We start from the raw sequence: 18243 nt of genomic DNA on the forward strand, positions 1-18243 counted from the left end.
CTAAAAAACCACGCAACATGCGTGGTTTAATTATATATTGTATAAAAAGCTTACTTACCTTCCTCAGCAGCTCTTTTAGCTTCTCTTTTTAATTTCATGTTCTCCCAGATAGTTCCACCAATCCAGTAAGGAACTACAAATGTTAATAAGAAAATTAACAGCCAAAATCCAGCTGTAAAAATAAACATGAATAATACCAATCCTGAAAATTCTGAAAAATCTAACATTTGTTTCTTATTAATAATTGTTATGCGACAAAATTATAACTATTTTTCTTTTCATCCAATAAAATCTAATAAAAATCATCATTAAAAACTATTAGAATTTGTAATTTTGGACATCATTAATTTTAAGCATTTTAAATCATTTCAAATGACAAAATATAGAATTGAGAAAGACACTATGGGACAGGTAGAAGTGCCTGCTGATAAATATTGGGGAGCACAAACTGAGCGTTCTCGTAACAATTTCAAAATCGGTCCTGCAGCTTCTATGCCTTTAGAAGTAGTACACGGATTTGCTTACTTAAAAAAAGCAGCTGCCTATACCAACTGTGAACTAGGAGTTTTAGCTCAAGAAAAGCGTGATTTAATCGCACAAGTATGTGATGAAATTTTAGCTGGAAAACACGATGATCAATTTCCTTTAGTAATTTGGCAAACAGGTTCTGGTACACAAAGTAACATGAACGTTAATGAAGTAATTGCTAACCGTGCTCACGAAATTGCAGGACATGTAATTGGTGAAGGTGAAAAGACTATTCAACCAAACGATGATGTGAACAAATCGCAATCGTCTAACGATACCTTCCCTACAGGAATGCATATTGCAGCTTACAAGAAGATTGTAGAAGTGACTATTCCTGGTGTAGAGCAATTACGCGACACGTTACAAGCTAAAGCAGAAGCTTTTAAAGATGTAGTTAAAATTGGTCGTACACACTTAATGGATGCTACTCCCCTTACCTTAGGTCAAGAGTTTTCTGGATATGTAGCACAATTAAACTTCGGATTAAAAGCTTTAAAAAACACTTTAGCACATTTAGCACAATTAGCTTTAGGAGGAACTGCGGTTGGAACAGGGCTAAACACACCAGCTGGTTACGATGTATTAGTAGCTAAATATATTGCTGAATTTACTGGATTACCATTTGTAACTGCTGAAAATAAATTTGAAGCCTTAGCTGCTCACGATGCTTTAGTAGAAACACACGGAGCCTTAAAACAATTAGCTGTTTCATTAAATAAAATAGCAAACGATATTCGTTTAATGGCATCAGGACCTCGTTCTGGAATTGGAGAGATCATCATTCCTGCTAACGAACCAGGATCTTCTATCATGCCAGGAAAAGTAAACCCTACACAAGCAGAAGCTATGACTATGGTTTGTGCACAAGTAATGGGGAACGATGTTGCGGTAACTGTAGGTGGTACACAAGGGCACTACGAATTAAACGTTTTCAAACCTATGATGGCTGCTAACGTATTACAATCGGCTGAATTAATTGGAGATGCTTGTGTATCGTTTGATGTAAATTGTGCTGCAGGTATTGAACCTAACCAAACACGAATTACGGAGTTATTAAACAACTCGTTAATGTTAGTTACAGCATTAAATACTAAAATTGGATATTACAAAGCTGCTGAAATTGCCAATACAGCACATGCAAACGGAACTACTTTAAAAGAAGAAGCGGTACGTTTAGGATATGTAACTCCTGAACAATATGACGAATGGGTAAAACCAGAAGATATGACTGGAAGTTTAAAATAATGTAAACTTATTTATAGATATCTAAAATCCACAACGTTTTGTTGTGGATTTTTTACTTAAATTAAGTTATATTTTTTGATAAGTCTCTGCGACTTCTTTTATTCTTTCTTGTGTCACAGTACCTTTTTGAACTTCATAATCTTCGGCCATTTTTCTTGGTATACAGATTGACCCATTAGATAGCTTCACTGTATATGCAAAATATTCATTTATAAAATGCTCTTTATATGAACCTATTTTTTTATCTATTAAACTTGCTTCGTGAGTAATACTCATTACTCCTTTTTTATCTCTATCTGTCTTTGTCATAATTATTTATTTAATTTTTAATCGTTTATTTTTTTAGTTTTTGTTGTGTTTAAACAACATATAATTTATGATAGTACACCGTTACACCTACACGTAGTGCACTCTTAATTCAATCAAAAAATAAAAGGAATGTAGTAAGGATTACTTTTGCTTTTTCAAAGTTTGAAGGTACGAATAACTAACAGCAATACAAAAAGATATGTGTTATTATATCCCCTACTCCATATAACCGTATAGCACTGTTAACATATATTATTTCTAACGATTGTAAGTTTTTATAAATCGAAAATATCATAATACTTTCTTATGGTTTTATTCTAGGACTTGATTTTTACTTCTTTTCATCAAGAAAAAAAATAATTGCGACAACCACGTCACTATCGCTCCTTGTTATGATGGAATGCCATTAGGTTTCGTCATTTCAATCAAAAGAAGAAACCGTAAGGTTCAGCGGAGCTAAATCTGTTTAAGATTAGTTGCTCTCCCTAATGAGATTTCTCCTCAGTTGCTTCACAATATACTTTCAATCAAAATATATTTTGATTTTAGTAGCATTCTGAGTGACGGTAAAAAACTTCTCTCTCAAATATCAATATTCATTATCCAATACCAACAACTAATACCCAAAAACAAAACGTTCATGATTTTTTAAAAATCACTTTACTTTTTATTTCTTATTTTTAAAGAAATTCAACTACATTTTAAACAAAAATTGTCAAACCCTAACTAACCAAACAATGACAAAACCCTCACAAGATCAATCTTCATCATGCTGGAACTGCGATGGAGACATTACCCAAGTTACACAACGTTTAAAAGAAATGTTTGTGGAAATGGGGCAAAAAACACGCATTGAAAACGGACAACAGCCTGCAGAAAGAGCAGTATTTAGAAAACAACACGGTATTGCCTACGGTCGTTTTGTTGTAAACAAAGACATCGAAGAAAAGTTCAAAATCGGAATTTTTGCTGGTGATACTTACGAATGTGCTGTTCGTTTTTCAAGTGATACTACCCCCACTTCTCCCGACTTACACTCTACCTTAGGAGTTGGTTTAAAACTCTTTGGTGTAGAAGGTCCTAAATTATTAGGAGACGGTACCAATGCCGATTTTATCTTTCAAAATATCGACCGTTTCTTTGCACGTGATGCACAACAGATGTGTAACTTTACCACTGCTGGTGTTATTGATCGAGATTACGATTCGTACATAACAAAACACCCTGAATTAGCTAGTATTTTAAAAGCTATGACCAAAGAAGAAGCTAGTGTACTGAGTGCTAACTACTGGGCAATTCTTCCTTTTAAATTAGGCGATTCACAAATTATAAAATATCGTTTAGTTCCTGAAGACACCTATAAAGGAACTCCTTTTAACGACAACAATTACTTAGGTATCGACTTACAACAACGGTTGTTAACCAAAGAAGCGACCTTCCGTTTCGAAATACAATTGCGTACCAACGATGCCACAATGCCGTTAGATGATGCACAAGTAGTTTGGAGTACGGAAGAAAGTCCGTATATCTGCATTGCTAAATTACACTTACCTCAACAAGATGTAGCTAGTATTGGTCAAGCAGAGTTTGGAAGTAATTTAGCCTTCAATATTTGGAGAACGCTACCGCAACATGAGCCTTTAGGGTCTATTGCACAAGCAAGAAAAGTGGTTTATGCAGCAAGTGCCGAAGCACGACATCAAGCCAACGGACAGCAATTACAAGAACCTAAAGAAATCAACCCTCATTTTGAAGGAAATACTGATGAAAATAGCGACTGTATTGTAAAAGCAGGTATCTACCCTCCTATTGGTGTCATGCGTGTAGGAAATAGTGAATACGAATATTTTATTGGTCCATTAGTTGACAATCCTGAACCACAAACCGACCCGTATGCATATCGAGATAAAACAGGAGCCTTAAAAAGACAAGCAGCACAATTTAGAATTTACGGATTTAATGCCGCTGGAAAAGCGGTAAAGGAATTAACTGCTGAAAATGCAAAAATCACGTGGCATAGTCATTTAGCCAACCAAAAATCGTCTTGGTATCAGTTTAATATTGCCTTAGACATTCCTGAAGCAGCAGATATGCCTCCTTCTATGCTACGAAATATTGATGTAAAAGATCGTAACTCATTATTAATTGATGGTGGCGCAAAATCTGTTACTGGAACCAATGTTATCGAAGGTCCTTTCTTTGAAGGAGAATTTCTTTCGAAAAAAGTATACTTAGGTGAAATGCGTACCGATGAAAAGGGACGTTTGATTATGTTAGGCGGACACGGAAAATCGGAAAACATCAATGGTGATATTGCCATTACTTTTGCAAATAACGAAGGTTGGCACGATGATATTTCTGACGGTCCTGTTACTGCGGAAGTAGAATACGAAGGAACAAAATTAAAAGTAGATCCAGCCTGGGTTATTTGTGCACCTCCAGATTATGCACCGATGCAAAAATCGGTACGTACTATGTGGGATTTAATGCGTGATGTGGCTGTAAAATCTAAAATGTTAGTGCGTCCTACCAGACCATCTTTTACCAAAGATATTTTACCAATCTTTCAACGTATGACCGATTTACAGTGGGTAAATGCTGGTTTTGCTGGAGCCTTTGGTTTTGGAGGTCAGTTTAATTATACTACTAACGAATGGATAAAACGATTAGGAAATCCGTCGCCTGCTTATATGGAAATGCGAAGAACGATTTCTAACAACTTCCGACGTTTTGATGTATCAGGAGCAGAAGCACCTCAGCTATGGCCTTGGTTGTATGGTGATGCTATAAGTATTCCTTCTACAGGTTCTGTTCGACAACATGCTACCTTATCAGATTTACAATTAGAATTTTTAGATCAATGGGTACAAGGTGATTTTGAAGCTGATTATGTAGACATGACTGGATGTCCTCACATTCCAAAACCACCTACGATAGACGAACTTCCTGTTTCAGAACAACCAGATATGTTAACTAAAGCTGCTATGGAGTTTTGTTTAGCTGATGCTTTTCACCCTGGTTGTGAAATGACGTGGCCTATGCGTTCATCAGGAATGTACATGGCTCCTTTTAGAGTTAAACATGCACCTAAAACACCGCCTGTAAACACCACGTATTATGGTCCAATGATGAATAACGATATATTACCATTGGCAAAAGGTCCTATTTTAGGCGGACAAGTAGCTGGGGGAATTACTCGTTGGATGGCAATACCTTGGCAAACAGATACAGCTAGTTGTAGAGACGGATACACTAGTGAATACGATCCGTATTTACCAACATTTTGGCCTGCTAGAGTACCCAATAACGTTTTAAATGAGAAACGTTATAAAGAAACAATGGATCCTAATTTATCAGAGGAAACCCGTATTCAAGCCTTTAATTTCCGTTCTGATTGGCTAGATAATCTTCCCTTAGATGGTGAAGCTCCAACCTATACGAATCAAATTAATAGCATGATTAAGTATTTTGACAAGTTAGCCGTGGTTCAAAAGCGTCCAGGGGTTCAGCATAACCCTAATTTCCCTGAAGAAATGCAGGTAGGTATTACTCCTACTCCAGAACAAGAGGCAGCATTATTAAAAGCTACTATACAAGATTTACAAGGTGTTTTAACAGCTAAACGTACGTTAAAAAAAGGTGTTCAAAATACAATAGATGCAGCCGTAGATAAACTATCACACGATAATTTATTAAACGAGCAATTTGTATTGGAAGATGTTCGACGTAGTTTATTGATCTTAACAGAAGATGAACTGGTAAAAGACTTTAAAGCAACACCAAATGTTATTAAAACCATACATTTAATTGCTTCTAAGTTACACCACATGAAACAGTCTGATTCGCATCAAGAAGCAGCTCCTAAAAGAGTTGAAGTTGGTATTCCTGAGAAAATGACACGTTTTTCACGATATATTCCTAAATAACTGATGAGTGTTGAAAGAATATAATAGTACTACTGACATACTAATTATAGGTGGTGGCATTGCAGGTTGCATTGCCGCCATTTCTCTGGTTAAAGATTATAATGTTACATTACTAGATAAACTAGTTGAACCTGTTGATAGAATTGGAGAATCGCTAGCACCTGCAGCACAACGAATTTTAAAAGAGCTAGATTTATTAGAAAATGAATCGGATACTGTAAAACAAACCATATATCGTAACAATTTAGGAATGCAATCCTACTGGGGAAGTAATCAACTTCAAATTGTCGATCATATGAGAAACCCCGATGGCTTCTCTAAAAGTTTGAACAGGAAGAACTTTGAGGTTTACCTAAGACAAGTTGCTATTGAAAGAGATGTTGACTGTATTTGGGGAACACGACTTTCTAGTAGTTCTTATGAAGATAATTACTGGAAAGTAACTACAAAGTCCGATGATTTAAAAAACAGAACCACACATACTATTCAGGCAAAATTTGTAATTGATGCAACTGGTAAACAGTCTCATTTTGCAAAAAGCTTAGGTATTAAACGTACACACTATGATAAGCTTATATCTTGTTGGATAAGCTTACCTAATACCCTAGAAAATACTATGAGCACCATTGTTTCTGATGAATTGGGTTGGTGGTATAGTACTGTGACACCTAACAACAAAAGAATTGTCGCTTTTCAAACAGATGCTGACTTAGTAGACAAAAATATATTTAAGCAACTAGATTCTTTTTTACAATTTAGCAAACAACATGAACTGATATCTCCTTTAATTGAAAGCAACAAAGCATACATCAACTTTCACGGTACTGTTAGTGCAAATTCTACTCGTTTAGAACAGATAGCTGGTAACCAATGGATTGCTTTAGGTGATGCTGCAATTAGTTTTGATCCTCTTTCCTCACAAGGAATGTTCAATGCCATGGCAAATGCTATGCAAGTAAAAAAATTACTTCGTAATTTTAATTTTATCAAAGATTTAGATTCCAATAAAATGAAACAATTTAATACTGCATACAATCATCAAGTAAACCAAGTCTGGAATCACTATACACAACACAAAAACTTTTTTTACAAGTCAGAAACAAGGTGGAAAGAAGCTCCTTTTTGGAAAAGAAGACAAAACAATATTTAACACCTTAAAACAGTTTTTAAAACAAAGAAATCGCTTAATTTTGCCTTTCCGTTTTATTTAAAAATACAAAGATGAATACACACGAAGAATATATGAGTGAAGCTGTAAAAGCAGCTTTAAAAGGAATGCAGAACAACGAAGGTGGTCCGTTTGGATGTATTGTTGTAAAAGATGGAGAAATTATAGGACGTGGTAACAACAAGGTTACCTCTACCAACGACCCAACTGCACATGCCGAGGTAACTGCTATTAGAGATGCCTGTAAAAAAATAGGTTCTTTTCAGTTAGATGGATGTGTGGTTTATACATCTTGTGAGCCTTGTCCTATGTGTTTAGGAGCTATTTATTGGGCTCGTCCTGACAAAGTATACTACGGAAGTAATCAACAAGATGCGGCAAATATTGGTTTTGACGACGAATTCATTTACAAAGAAATTCCGTTACCATACGAAAAACGTAGCATTCCTTTTGAGCAAATAGGACGTGACATTGCTTTAGAACCTTTTCAAAAATGGTCTGAAAAGGAAGATAAAATAGAGTACTAAAACAAAAATCCCTTATTAATTAATAAGGGATTTTTTTATTTTTATCAATAAACAATATGTTTATTGTAAACTTTTCTTCATAAACTGCTCTACTTCTTGTTTTGCTTTCAGCAATTCAATTTCGTTTTTCGCTCTTCCTTCAGATGTATTCATAAACGCATCGAAAATATGACTTATATAAATAGGAGATTTATCTCCACTATAACTAATTGCATTGTGGCAACTAAAACAATTGGCTAAATTGTTTACGTTTATTTCTGATATATCACTCTGAAACGTCTGGGTAAAAGTTTCCATAGTTACATTGGCATTATTTAAAGATCCTCTTGCCACAGAACCTGGAGTAGCCTTATCTATACTTCCTCCTTCATCTACAAGTAACGTTGCTTGCTCTTCTGGTGTTAAACCATCTGTATCAATCCAAAGAGAGCCGTTATAAAAGTAATGTTTAAAAACATCTTTTAAATTCTCTTTTACACAAGCATTAATGTCTCTCACATTATCATAATTAAGTGGTTCTTGCTGGCAGGTAGTCATAAACCCTCCAACACTGTCTCTAGGTACTCCGTATTGAAATAAATCAAAAGCTTTATTTGGCAGTTTAGCACTGTTAGTACTTGTATTCCAAACAATCCCATCAATTCCCGTAGTATTTCCTTCAGCAAATACTAATTTATTCGTATCAGATGAAGCTTCGTTCTTTTTCCAATCGTAGTTCGGTGCTAGATCTTCATGTTCAAATGTAGCCCAAATAAATTCTGGATGATTTTCAACAACACCTACAACATGCATTCCTAACAAAGCAACTTCTGTATTCGTATAGTTTTCTCCATCTCTACTCACAGCAGCTGTAGTGGTAAAGTAATTTGCAACCTTATCACTTGCTATAGCACTTGTAGCTACCCAAGAGACTTTTAATTCTAACGAGCCTACTGGGAAAGACGATAAATTATTCTTGTCTAATGTTCCTGCTAAAATTGAATCTTTAAATTTATCGGCCGCTTTTTTCATAATATCACTCGTGTGTATCGAATAAAACACCGTTTCAGACGTATTTGAGGTGTTATACGCTGGATTTGTTGTTAATATCGCCGAATCACGTCCTGCCTGTGCAGTATCTATTAATACTACTGCTGCTCCTTCTTGTTGTTTAACCAACTCCATCTCTGAAGTAACCTGATGAATTGACCTGTTACTTAAAAACAATGGTAACTTGGTTTCTGAAATAGGTTTGGTTACCCATAAAAATTTTTGCCATGACCATTGATGAAAAATAGCATTAGTTGTACTCGACGCATCAAATGGGCTTCCTTTTCCTTCTTTAGGAGGTGGTGTTTGACTGTGCGGAAACCAAGAACTAGAACATAAGGTATCGCTAACAGCGATATTATATTCAGCTGTTTTTTCTTTTTCTTCATTTGATTTTTCTTTGTTCTTACAAGAGTAAAAAACACTTATACTAAACATTAGTAGTACGAGGGACTTAAGTGTTCGTTTCATTATTTAAAGTTTTTAAGTTGATACTACCAATTTATTGTTTTTTTTTATACAAACCTCAAAAAAGTTACAAGTGTCTATTTATTGAGCATAAAAATTAAAATATCAGGTTTGAAAGATTGATGCTATTTTAGTTAGGACTTGGTGTAACTTTATAAAAAAAAGTCTTATGTAATGGTGAAAAAATTGTCTCAGATTAAGAAAAGTAAAAATATTTAAGCTTTTAAACAGGTTGCTAAAAAGCAGCCATTACACCAAACAAAACACTAATAAACAATATATTACCAAAACAAAAACATTGTACCTTGTTTATATTTTTTGTACCTTGTTATGTTGAAACCTCTTAAATTAATTTAGGGGAAGCCGAAAACCAACTAGAGTAGGCATTAATTAATTTTCTTACCATGAAAAAGCTAGCTAACTTTTCAACAAAACTTACTTTAACTTTATTCCTTATTCTTTTTATTACAAGCTGTAATAATAAACCAACAAAAGACACAGAAAGTACAAATAACGAACCTGTCTTTGATTTGAATACAGCCAAAACAGAAATAGAAGCTGCAAACAAAGCTTATTCCGATTTTTTTGCCGCTAAAGATTCTGTAGGACTAGCCAACTTGTATTCAGAAGAAGGTAAATTTATGATGAATGGTAGCCCATCTATAGTTGGACGACCAAGCATACAATCAATATTTTATGGATTCATAAATTCAGATCTTACTAGTCTTGACCTTAAAACTATTGATGTTTGGGGAACCCAAAACCTAGTTACTGAAGAAGGTGCATACACCCTATATTCAGGTGATAAAAAGGTTGATGAAGGAAAATATCTTGTACTATGGACAAAAGAAAATGGTAAGTGGCTATTACATAGAGATATATTCAATTCAGATATGCCTACTGAATAACCAAACATCTGTAAAAAGATTTTTAAATTTATATACAACGCACTACTACCACTAAAATAAAGGTAGTGGTCGTTGTTTTTTAGTTATAAACTACAAAGCTTACTCTTTACTTTAATTGTGCTATTAAGAATTGAGTACTTTTTTTGCTTCTTCATATTCTTCTTTAGTTATTTCACCTTTCGCAAATCGTCTTTTAAGAATATCTAATGGAGATTCTTTTTTGGTAACTTGAAAAAATGAACTATAAAACAGAAAAAAAAGCACTCCAACAACTATCCAAATAACCCACCATACAAAGTGCATGCCCCAAAAATGACCATCATGATAATGCATATGCTTGAATTTTATACAGGAAAGTAACTTACGTCCTGTAGATTATTTACTTATCTCTTTTTGCATACCAGAGTACTAAAAGAATTATCAAAAATGAAATAATCCATAAAGACATCATAACTTTTAGCTTTTAGTATTTCTTTGTTTTTTTATAGTAATCATAACTCTTCTCAATCATTATCGTATTACACAGTTGATTTTCAACATCTAAACTTTCACTAAGATACAAATTTATACCTTTTGTTTTCGAGTTTAATTTTCAATAACTTCGTTTTTTGAACATACAACTATTAATCTCAATTTAAAAAAGCTATGCAATTAACACAAGAAGAAATTAAAGAGTTAGAGAACCAATTAAGTTGTCCTGATGGTAAATTAGGCGTTGAAGTTGGAAAAAACATGAACGAGACTAATATTGGGATGACCTTAAGTACCATTGATTTTTTGGAGTTAGAAGACGCTAATTCGGTGTTAGAGCTTGGTCATGGTAATTGTGGACATTTACAGCACTTATTAACTATAGCAAACAATATTGATTATTTTGGATTGGAAGTTTCTAAAACAATGTATGAAGAGGCTCAAAAAAACAATACAACTAAACAAGCTAAGTTTTCTTTGTACGACGGAGAAACTATTCCGTTTAAAGACAATTCTTTTAACCGTGTTATGAGTGTAAATACAATTTATTTTTGGTCAAATCCTCAAAAGCTGATAACTGAAATTGAACGAGTTTTAAAACCTAATGGTATATGCATTTTAACCTATGCCAATAAAGAGTTTATGAAAAATTTACCTTTTGTAGGTGATAAGTTTCAGCTTTTTGGCACAAAAGAAATGGAGGCGCTTATTAGTACTTCTAACTTAAAAGTTGACGAGTTTATACATAAAACTGAACAAGTTACAAGTAAAGCGGGTGATTCTGTTGAACGAACATATACCCTAGCGAAAATAAAGTTACATCAACAATAAAAAACATAGGCGATGTGTCGTTTTAAAGACACATAACCTATGTTATTTCAAGAGTATCTTATATACTCTTTTCTTTTATACTTCTAAAACTTAAAGAGAAAGTGTTTTTTCTTGCGATTTCTGAGTTACAAAAGGCTCCGCAAAGACAGCATTTAAACTAGCAATGATTTCTGTATGGCTACCACCTGCCAACGGAACTCTTACGGTAGCCCCTTTAAATGCTACTAAACTTTGTCCTGCCTCAGCAGATTGTTTAAAAGGTGTTTGCATAATTGAACCGTTCATAGTTCCGAAAGGACCATAAGAAGCTCCGCTTTTACCTGTTAAAGTTATCTGTAATACACATTGCCAACCATATCACATACCTGTATAACCAGAAACAGCTACGATTGGGTCATTTAGAGGAATATCTATCGTTTGAGCTACTCCACTATTTCCACCATGTTGTAACAAAGTAAACACGCCTCTATTGTTACCTTGAGTACCCGTATTATAAGCTCCTGTTCCAGTATTTACGGTCTGAATAGCATCAAGAACATCGCCCGAACGAATCGTCATTTGAGTTATATTTGGATTACCCGCCGCTCCAACTATCGAAGTATCGTCGAATATATTACTTGTTAATGGATTGAATAGTTGATTAAGAATCATAAATTGAGCTTGCTCAAACTGAAAGTTTCCAGAATTCAAACGCCACATAAAAATATTTTGATATTCATAAGAGGTTCCATTACTAGTAAATCCATTAGAAACCTTGCTCCAAACTTGTTGAGCGCTAGTGTTAGGTGCTGCGTTTCCTGGTTCAAATTGCGCTCCATAACCAATTTTTTCTGGTGATATTCCTGCATTTATAAAGCTAGATAACGGTGTACCATCATAAAACTGCGGTGATACAAAATCGAATGCGCTATTCACGGTCGGATAATCAATCGAACTCGTTGGCCATGCAGGAGTGAACGACAAGTAATATTTTACTTGCTGCTGATCAAACACAGAGCGAATCGTAGAAAACAAGACTTTAAATTGAGATTGAGTCATACGTGTAGACACATTACCTTCCCAGTCGACATCCAATCCGTTCATTCCATTATCTTTTAGATAAACAACCAGATTATTTGCAAAATTAGTAGCCTCTTCTTGTTCGTTTCCGCCTGGTGAAAAAATTGATGCTAGCGTGTTTTCTCCCGAATAAACCATGGTTGCTAAAAACTTAATATTCGGATTCACTTGACGTGCATCTCTAAGTACAAAATTTAAATAATCTTGATTTGTAAGCCCACCCGGATGGGATGAATCACCAATTTTAATGGTAGAACCTTTGGTAGCTGGAACTACCTCAAAAAAAGCAATTCCAAGAGATGTTACACTGTTATATACTTTATATTTAATAAGTGATTGAAAACAGCTATCAGGACTATTGTAGTTCGTCTTTGGTGGTTCATCTTCATTTAAAAAGATCCAAGCGTTAATGCCGTAGGGAAATTGAGAATTTTTCATAATATATTGTATTTAATTATTTGCTATTATAAAGTTGAGAAATTAATAGACCCAACCTTTAAAAAACACCACAAACACCTGATAATCAATCACAAAAACACAAATCCTATCCATAAAAGAAAAAGGACTACACATAACTAACTGTTGTACAACTCTATAAAAAATATAAAATCTTTCTTTTTATAGCTTTTGGTTTTTACAGTGTTAACTTATATTTCGGTTTCACAAGTTTTAAAGTTCTTGTATTTATTTTTTTATATTTGAGAGAATAAAAATTGCTAAGACTTCCGATTATCTTACCGTAAAGGGTGTATAACAGTAATTTTATTCTGTATATAGACTAGTTAGTGGCAATTTGAAAAAATGAATAGTAAAGATTTAACAAGTTTCGGATTAATCATAATTGAATCGCTTGATGACAATGATAATACTGGATATGATTTATTTTCATCTGTAATGAAGAAAAAAGTGTTTCAAGAACCAGAAATTAATGCAGAATTTTACGATATAAATAATCGAATTGAGTTGTTTGAATTACTAACTGAATTAGTAAAAAGAGCAACTGAAAACAATGAATACTTTCTATTGCACTTTGAAATTCATGGATATGAAGGTGGTATTGAATTAAAGGATGGCGAGCAAATTAATTGGTCATATTTACTTCCATATTTTCGTGAAATAAATGTTCATTACAAAAATTCACTAACTATATATTTAGCAGTTTGCTATGGTGCTTCTTTAGTAGAAAATATCAGACCAAACGAAAGAGCACCTTTTAGAGTTTTAATTTCTTCTGAAAAAGAAATTTGGCACAAACATTTTGTAAAAGGATTTGTGGCATTTTATGAACATTTCTTCTTTTCTTTCGACACAAAAGAATCATTGGAAAAATATAATTCTGTTATTGAAAGTGATGATGATAAATTAGTAATGCTTTATAGTGAGTTCTTTTTTGACCAAGTTGTGGATTTAGAAAGAAAGACAATTAACAAGGAGTCTTTAATTAAAACATATAAAAATTCAATGATTAAGAGAGGTGCATCCGAAAGTGAAATGAATAAGTTATCTGAAGAAAAAATAATGAATGAGTTGAAATCAATATTTAAGAAAATGAATTTTAGCAGGGATTACTTTATGATGAAAGATATCTCATAAAAGCTGCCACTAACAATATATACAAAACATAGCTATTAAAATCTTTACCAAAGGTTTGTGTCTATTTGCGAAGACCTCCAAATTTTTAAATTTGGCTTATAGAAAAAAAGATAATACGAAAAATTTAAAAATTCGGCTCGTGTTTAATCCGAAACGATAGCGTTTTTTTAAACGTTACGTTTCATATACGGAGGCGTTATAGTTAAGTTGTGAAACCATTTAACCACAGAAAATATACATATGAAAAAACTCGAACTATATTGGCAAGATATTAATATCGGAACATTGACTGAAACAAATTGGGATATAAGAAGTTCGGGAAACATTCAATTCAAATTTAAATACCAAGAAAAAACAACGGAAAACAGCCATTTAGCTGAGTTCATTAATCACTCAATAAAGACAAATGATTATTTAGAAAATGATGATCAGAATAAATACAATATGATGTGTGAAGAGGAAATTAAATTTCTTGATTTGATTGACAGTTCTGAATGGAAACTTATTAATTCAAAAAGCGAAGAAATTAAAATCCTATGCCCAATATTCCACAATAATAATGAAATAACCTGGCAGAGAGAATAAAGCAAAGTAAATAAAGAAAGGCTACAAACAACTATGTATAAAATAATTGCTTAGTAAGTTTGTATCTGTAATTTTAGGTTTCAAGGTACAACTGTTCTTGCACAACACCATAACCTAACTAGCTCACCTTAAAAACTCTATCAACAACCCAACCACACCCAAAAACAAACATAATGGAGAAAAAAACTTGGTATCGTTTATGGCGAAATCAGTTGTTTTAATTTTCTTAAAAAAGCCTACATACCTAAAATCACCTATAGCTCTAATGAGAAAAATAATGGCTACAACATAAAGTCCATAGTCTTGTAACCATGTAGGCATTGAACGTAACGTAAATAGTTGTATTTTTTCTGCATACACAACAGCAAAACCGCTGATAACCATCGCTACTACAAAAGTTAGTAGTTTAGGCGGATTCATTGCTCTTTCATTTGCTGTTTTAGTAGGTATTACTGCATCTACCCATAAAGTTCCACCAAAAGCCCAATAAACGTGAATTAACGAGATAAAAAAGAGTATTAAAACGCACATCACTCCTAAAAAATGTATCATAAATTGTAGTTTTTACCGTAAGTTTGTCTAACAAATTTAAGCATTCAACATGACAACTTTATTCATAAACATCAAAGAATTAATTCAAGTAAGAGAGACAACAACTAAAAAAGTATCGGGAGCTGAAATGAACATTTTACCTACCATTAAAAATGCTTTTTTATTGGTTGAAAATGATGTTATTATTGATTATGGAAGCATGAAGAAAGCTCCAAATTCGGCCGATAAAACAATTGACTGTACAGGTAAAATGATCTTACCTACTTGGTGCGATTCACACACGCATATTGTGTATGCAGGAAATCGTGAACAAGAATTTGTGGATAGAATTAACGGATTGAGTTATGAAGAAATAGCCAACCGTGGTGGGGGTATTTTAAACTCCGCAAAAAAACTACAAGAAACCTCTGAAGAAGAGTTGTATCAACAATCGGCTAAACGATTAGAAGAAGTCATTGCTTTAGGTACAGGTGCAGTTGAAATAAAATCTGGCTATGGTTTAACCGTTGCCGCAGAATTGAAAATGTTACGTGTTATTAAAAAACTACGTGAGAACTATAACATTCCTATCAAAGCTACTTTTTTAGGAGCCCACGCTTTTCCTACAGAATATAAAAACAACAAAGAAGGATACATCAATTTAATTATTGAAGAAATGTTGCCTAAGGTTGCTGAAGAGAATTTAGCAAATTTTGTAGATGCTTTCTGTGAAACTGGGTATTTCTCGGTAGAAGATACTGATAGAATTTTAACTGCTGCGCAACAATACGGATTAACTCCAAAAGTACATGTAAATCAGTTTACAACTATTGGTGGTGTTCAGGTAAGTGTAAAACACAATGCGTTGTCGGTAGATCATTTAGAAGTAATGAATACAGAAGATATTGAAGCGTTGAAAGGAACACAAACCATGCCTGTGGCATTACCTTCGTGTTCGTATTTTTTAAGTATTCCGTACACACCTGCTCGTGATATTATGAATGCTGGATTACCTCTTGCTTTAGCTACTGATTACAATCCTGGATCAACTCCTTCTGGAAATATGAATTTTGTCGTAGCAACGGCTTGTATTAAAATGAAAATGACACCAGAAGAAGCGATTAATGCAGCAACGATTAACGGAGCGTATGCGATGAATTTATCTGATGAAGTTGGTAGTATTACCAAAGGGAAGAAAGCGAATTTAATTCTTACAAAAGAAATTCCTTCTTACGGATTCCTACCTTATTCCTTTGGAAGTAATTTAATCGATTCAGTATTTATTAATGGGAAAGAAATGTAATAAACCAAACTAAGGATAAACGCTTGTCATTCCTGCGTAGGCAGGAATCTCTTAGAGGGTATTAAGATGCATAAAACTAATCATCAATATTATATTTATATCATCACTAATAAAAAAGATGGTGTTTTATATATTGGTGTTACTAACAACCTTGAAAGAAGAATCTTTGAGCATAAAAACAAACTTATAAAAGGTTTTTCTTCAAAATATAACCTAGATAAATTGATTTACTTTGAAGAACACCAATTTATTGAGGAAGCTATAAAAAGAGAGAAAAACATGAAAAAGTGGAAAAGAGCATGGAAAATAAACTTAGTCGTTAAAGAGAATCCTAATTGGGACGATTTAGCTAAAAACTGGTACAACTAACAAAAGATTCCTGCCTACGCAGGAATGACAATACAACAATATGCTAACAATATTCAACGAAAAAGACATACAGCAATTTGTAACTCCTCGTGAAGGAGAAACAAAATTAGGAGAATGCGTTGCTGTCATCAATCCTAAAAAAGAATTACAAAAAGAACTTGAAAATTCTGATGCTTCCTTTGTAATTTTAGGTGTTCCTGAAGATATTGGCGTTCGTATGAACGGAGGAAACGGTGGTGCACACACTGCTTTTATTCCTGCCTTAAAGTCTTTTTTAAACACCCAACAAAATCAATTCGTTGACGGAAATGACATCTTAGTTTTAGGTTATTTAGACTGTTTAGATGATGTATATAGTTTTGATGTTTCTGATAGAGAAAGAGGTGATTTATTGGTAAAATCGATAGATAAAGAACTCTCAAATCTCATCAAACTTATTGTTGAAAGTGGCAAGACTCCAATTATTATTGGTGGAGGGCACAACAATGCATACGGAAACATCAAAGGACTTTCACAAGCTAAAAAGAAACCTGTAAACGTAATTAATTTAGATGCGCATACCGATTTACGTCGTTTAGAAGAACGACACAGCGGTAATGGATTTTCATATGCTTTACATGAAGGTTTTATTAATAAGTATTTTATGTTTGGATTGCATGAAAATTATACACCTCAGTATATTTTTGAGATGATTCATGACAACCTCAACCTAGAATACAATACTTTTGAAGAATTAGAGGTATATCAGTCTACTTCTTTTGAAGGAGAATTACAACGTGCTGAAAATTTTATACAAGATACAGCTTTTGGAATTGAAATCGATTTGGATTGTATTCAACATTTCCCAAGTAGTGCCATGACTCCAAGTGGATTTACCCCACAACAAGCACGTCGATTTACCCATTCTTTTGGAAAATTATCAAATGCTGCCTATTTACATATTTGCGAAGGCGCACCAGCAGTAGTAAAAGATGAAATTGCTAACGGACAAGTAGGAAAATATATCAGCTATTTAATTTCTGATTTTATTAAGGCGAAAAGTAATTAAGTATCCGTCATTGCGAACATAGTGGCAATCTTTATATTTTGAGTTCTAAATAAACAGATTACTTCGTCGTAACCTCCTCGTAATGACGTAAGAAACAAGTATGTCATTTCGATCGAAGGGAGAAATCTCATTGAAGTGAGTTACTCATTTTCTTGAGGTTTCTCTCACTCCGTTTCACTCGGTTCGATATGACATTAATTCTTACGATTCTATTATAAGTCTTGATTTTTGGTTCTTTTCATCAAGAAAAAGAATATTAAACTCCTTTTAAAAAGATAACCACGTCGTTACCACTCCTCGTTATGACGGTAAAACATGTTTATAATCTTATCTTAATAAAATCTC

18 protein-coding genes are annotated in these 18243 nt (G+C 33.6%); 11 read left to right on the plus strand and 7 right to left on the minus strand.

The annotated features are described in order from the left end of the window. Positions 1–50 precede the first annotated feature (50 nt). The gene (locus DFQ07_RS15520) at positions 51–227 is read right to left on the minus strand and encodes a hypothetical protein (RefSeq protein ID WP_028891109.1); all 177 of its coding nucleotides are present in this window, start codon (positions 225–227) and stop codon (positions 51–53) included. Between the two features lie 145 nt (positions 228–372). On the opposite strand from DFQ07_RS15520, the gene fumC reads away from it, so the two are divergent. After that, a complete protein-coding gene (fumC, locus tag DFQ07_RS06885; protein WP_133535555.1) occupies positions 373–1773 on the plus strand; it encodes a class II fumarate hydratase in 1401 nt (466 codons plus the stop codon). Between the two features lie 66 nt (positions 1774–1839). Here the strand turns inward: fumC and DFQ07_RS06890 are convergent, their stop codons facing one another. After that, a complete protein-coding gene (locus DFQ07_RS06890; RefSeq protein WP_133535556.1) occupies positions 1840–2082 on the minus strand; it encodes a hypothetical protein in 243 nt (80 codons plus the stop codon). A gap of 737 nt (positions 2083–2819) precedes the next feature. On the opposite strand from DFQ07_RS06890, the gene DFQ07_RS06895 reads away from it, so the two are divergent. From DFQ07_RS06895 to DFQ07_RS06905, 3 genes are all read left to right on the plus strand, one after another. Further along, positions 2820–6008 (plus strand): LodA/GoxA family CTQ-dependent oxidase, encoded by a 3189-nt coding sequence (locus DFQ07_RS06895; protein ID WP_133535557.1) that lies wholly within the window; start codon positions 2820–2822, stop codon positions 6006–6008. A 7-nt stretch (positions 6009–6015) separates the two neighbouring features. Beyond that, positions 6016–7158, plus strand: a complete 1143-nt coding sequence (locus DFQ07_RS06900) for an NAD(P)/FAD-dependent oxidoreductase (protein WP_133535558.1) — start codon at positions 6016–6018, stop codon at positions 7156–7158. Positions 7159–7229: 71 nt separating this feature from the next. Beyond that, on the plus strand, positions 7230–7703 hold the full coding sequence (locus tag DFQ07_RS06905; protein WP_133535559.1) for a nucleoside deaminase: 474 nt from the start codon (positions 7230–7232) through the stop codon (positions 7701–7703). Positions 7704–7763: 60 nt separating this feature from the next. Here the strand turns inward: DFQ07_RS06905 and DFQ07_RS06910 are convergent, their stop codons facing one another. Beyond that, positions 7764–9203, minus strand: a complete 1440-nt coding sequence (locus DFQ07_RS06910; protein WP_133535560.1) for a hypothetical protein — start codon at positions 9201–9203, stop codon at positions 7764–7766. Positions 9204–9604: 401 nt separating this feature from the next. Here DFQ07_RS06910 and DFQ07_RS06915 point away from each other — a divergent pair, with 401 nt between their 5' ends. Beyond that, a complete protein-coding gene (locus DFQ07_RS06915; RefSeq protein WP_133535561.1) occupies positions 9605–10108 on the plus strand; it encodes a YybH family protein in 504 nt (167 codons plus the stop codon). Between the two features lie 123 nt (positions 10109–10231). On the opposite strand, the gene DFQ07_RS06920 is transcribed toward DFQ07_RS06915, so the two are convergent. Continuing rightward, on the minus strand, positions 10232–10441 hold the full coding sequence (locus DFQ07_RS06920; protein WP_133535562.1) for an SHOCT domain-containing protein: 210 nt from the start codon (positions 10439–10441) through the stop codon (positions 10232–10234). Between the two features lie 312 nt (positions 10442–10753). On the opposite strand from DFQ07_RS06920, the gene DFQ07_RS06925 reads away from it, so the two are divergent. Beyond that, complete coding sequence (locus DFQ07_RS06925) at positions 10754–11410, plus strand: class I SAM-dependent methyltransferase (protein WP_133535563.1); 657 nt, start codon at positions 10754–10756, stop codon at positions 11408–11410. A 90-nt stretch (positions 11411–11500) separates the two neighbouring features. On the opposite strand, the gene DFQ07_RS06930 is transcribed toward DFQ07_RS06925, so the two are convergent. Together DFQ07_RS06930 and DFQ07_RS06935 are read right to left on the minus strand one after the other, a co-directional pair. Beyond that, entirely contained in the window at positions 11501–11695 is a 195-nt protein-coding gene (locus tag DFQ07_RS06930) for a hypothetical protein (RefSeq protein ID WP_166627736.1), read from the minus strand. Between the two features lie 72 nt (positions 11696–11767). Then, positions 11768–12907 (minus strand): glycoside hydrolase family 18 protein, encoded by a 1140-nt coding sequence (locus DFQ07_RS06935; protein ID WP_133535565.1) that lies wholly within the window; start codon positions 12905–12907, stop codon positions 11768–11770. 363 nt (positions 12908–13270) lie between these two features. Between DFQ07_RS06935 and DFQ07_RS06940 the strand changes: the two genes are divergently transcribed. Further along, positions 13271–14062, plus strand: a complete 792-nt coding sequence (locus DFQ07_RS06940) for a hypothetical protein (protein WP_133535566.1) — start codon at positions 13271–13273, stop codon at positions 14060–14062. Between the two features lie 240 nt (positions 14063–14302). After that, positions 14303–14647, plus strand: a complete 345-nt coding sequence (locus DFQ07_RS06945; RefSeq protein WP_133535567.1) for a hypothetical protein — start codon at positions 14303–14305, stop codon at positions 14645–14647. Positions 14648–14770: 123 nt separating this feature from the next. Here the strand turns inward: DFQ07_RS06945 and DFQ07_RS06950 are convergent, their stop codons facing one another. Further along, positions 14771–15199 carry a DUF3995 domain-containing protein gene (locus tag DFQ07_RS06950; RefSeq protein WP_133535568.1) on the minus strand — a complete coding sequence of 143 codons (429 nt, stop codon included), beginning with the start codon at positions 15197–15199 and terminating at the stop codon, positions 14771–14773. Between the two features lie 49 nt (positions 15200–15248). Between DFQ07_RS06950 and hutI the strand changes: the two genes are divergently transcribed. The 3 genes from hutI (at position 15249) to DFQ07_RS06965 (ending at position 17898) form a co-directional block, all read left to right on the plus strand. Further along, the gene (gene hutI / locus DFQ07_RS06955) at positions 15249–16481 is read left to right on the plus strand and encodes an imidazolonepropionase (protein WP_133535569.1); all 1233 of its coding nucleotides are present in this window, start codon (positions 15249–15251) and stop codon (positions 16479–16481) included. Positions 16482–16547: 66 nt separating this feature from the next. Next, positions 16548–16850 carry a GIY-YIG nuclease family protein gene (locus DFQ07_RS06960; RefSeq protein ID WP_133535570.1) on the plus strand — a complete coding sequence of 101 codons (303 nt, stop codon included), beginning with the start codon at positions 16548–16550 and terminating at the stop codon, positions 16848–16850. A 40-nt stretch (positions 16851–16890) separates the two neighbouring features. Beyond that, positions 16891–17898, plus strand: coding sequence for a formimidoylglutamase (locus DFQ07_RS06965; RefSeq protein WP_133535571.1), 1008 nt, complete (start codon positions 16891–16893; stop codon positions 17896–17898). Positions 17899–18243: the final 345 nt, after the last annotated feature.

Source organism: Tenacibaculum caenipelagi (assembly GCF_004363005.1).
GTDB classification, from domain to species: Bacteria; Bacteroidota; Bacteroidia; order Flavobacteriales; family Flavobacteriaceae; genus Polaribacter; species Polaribacter caenipelagi.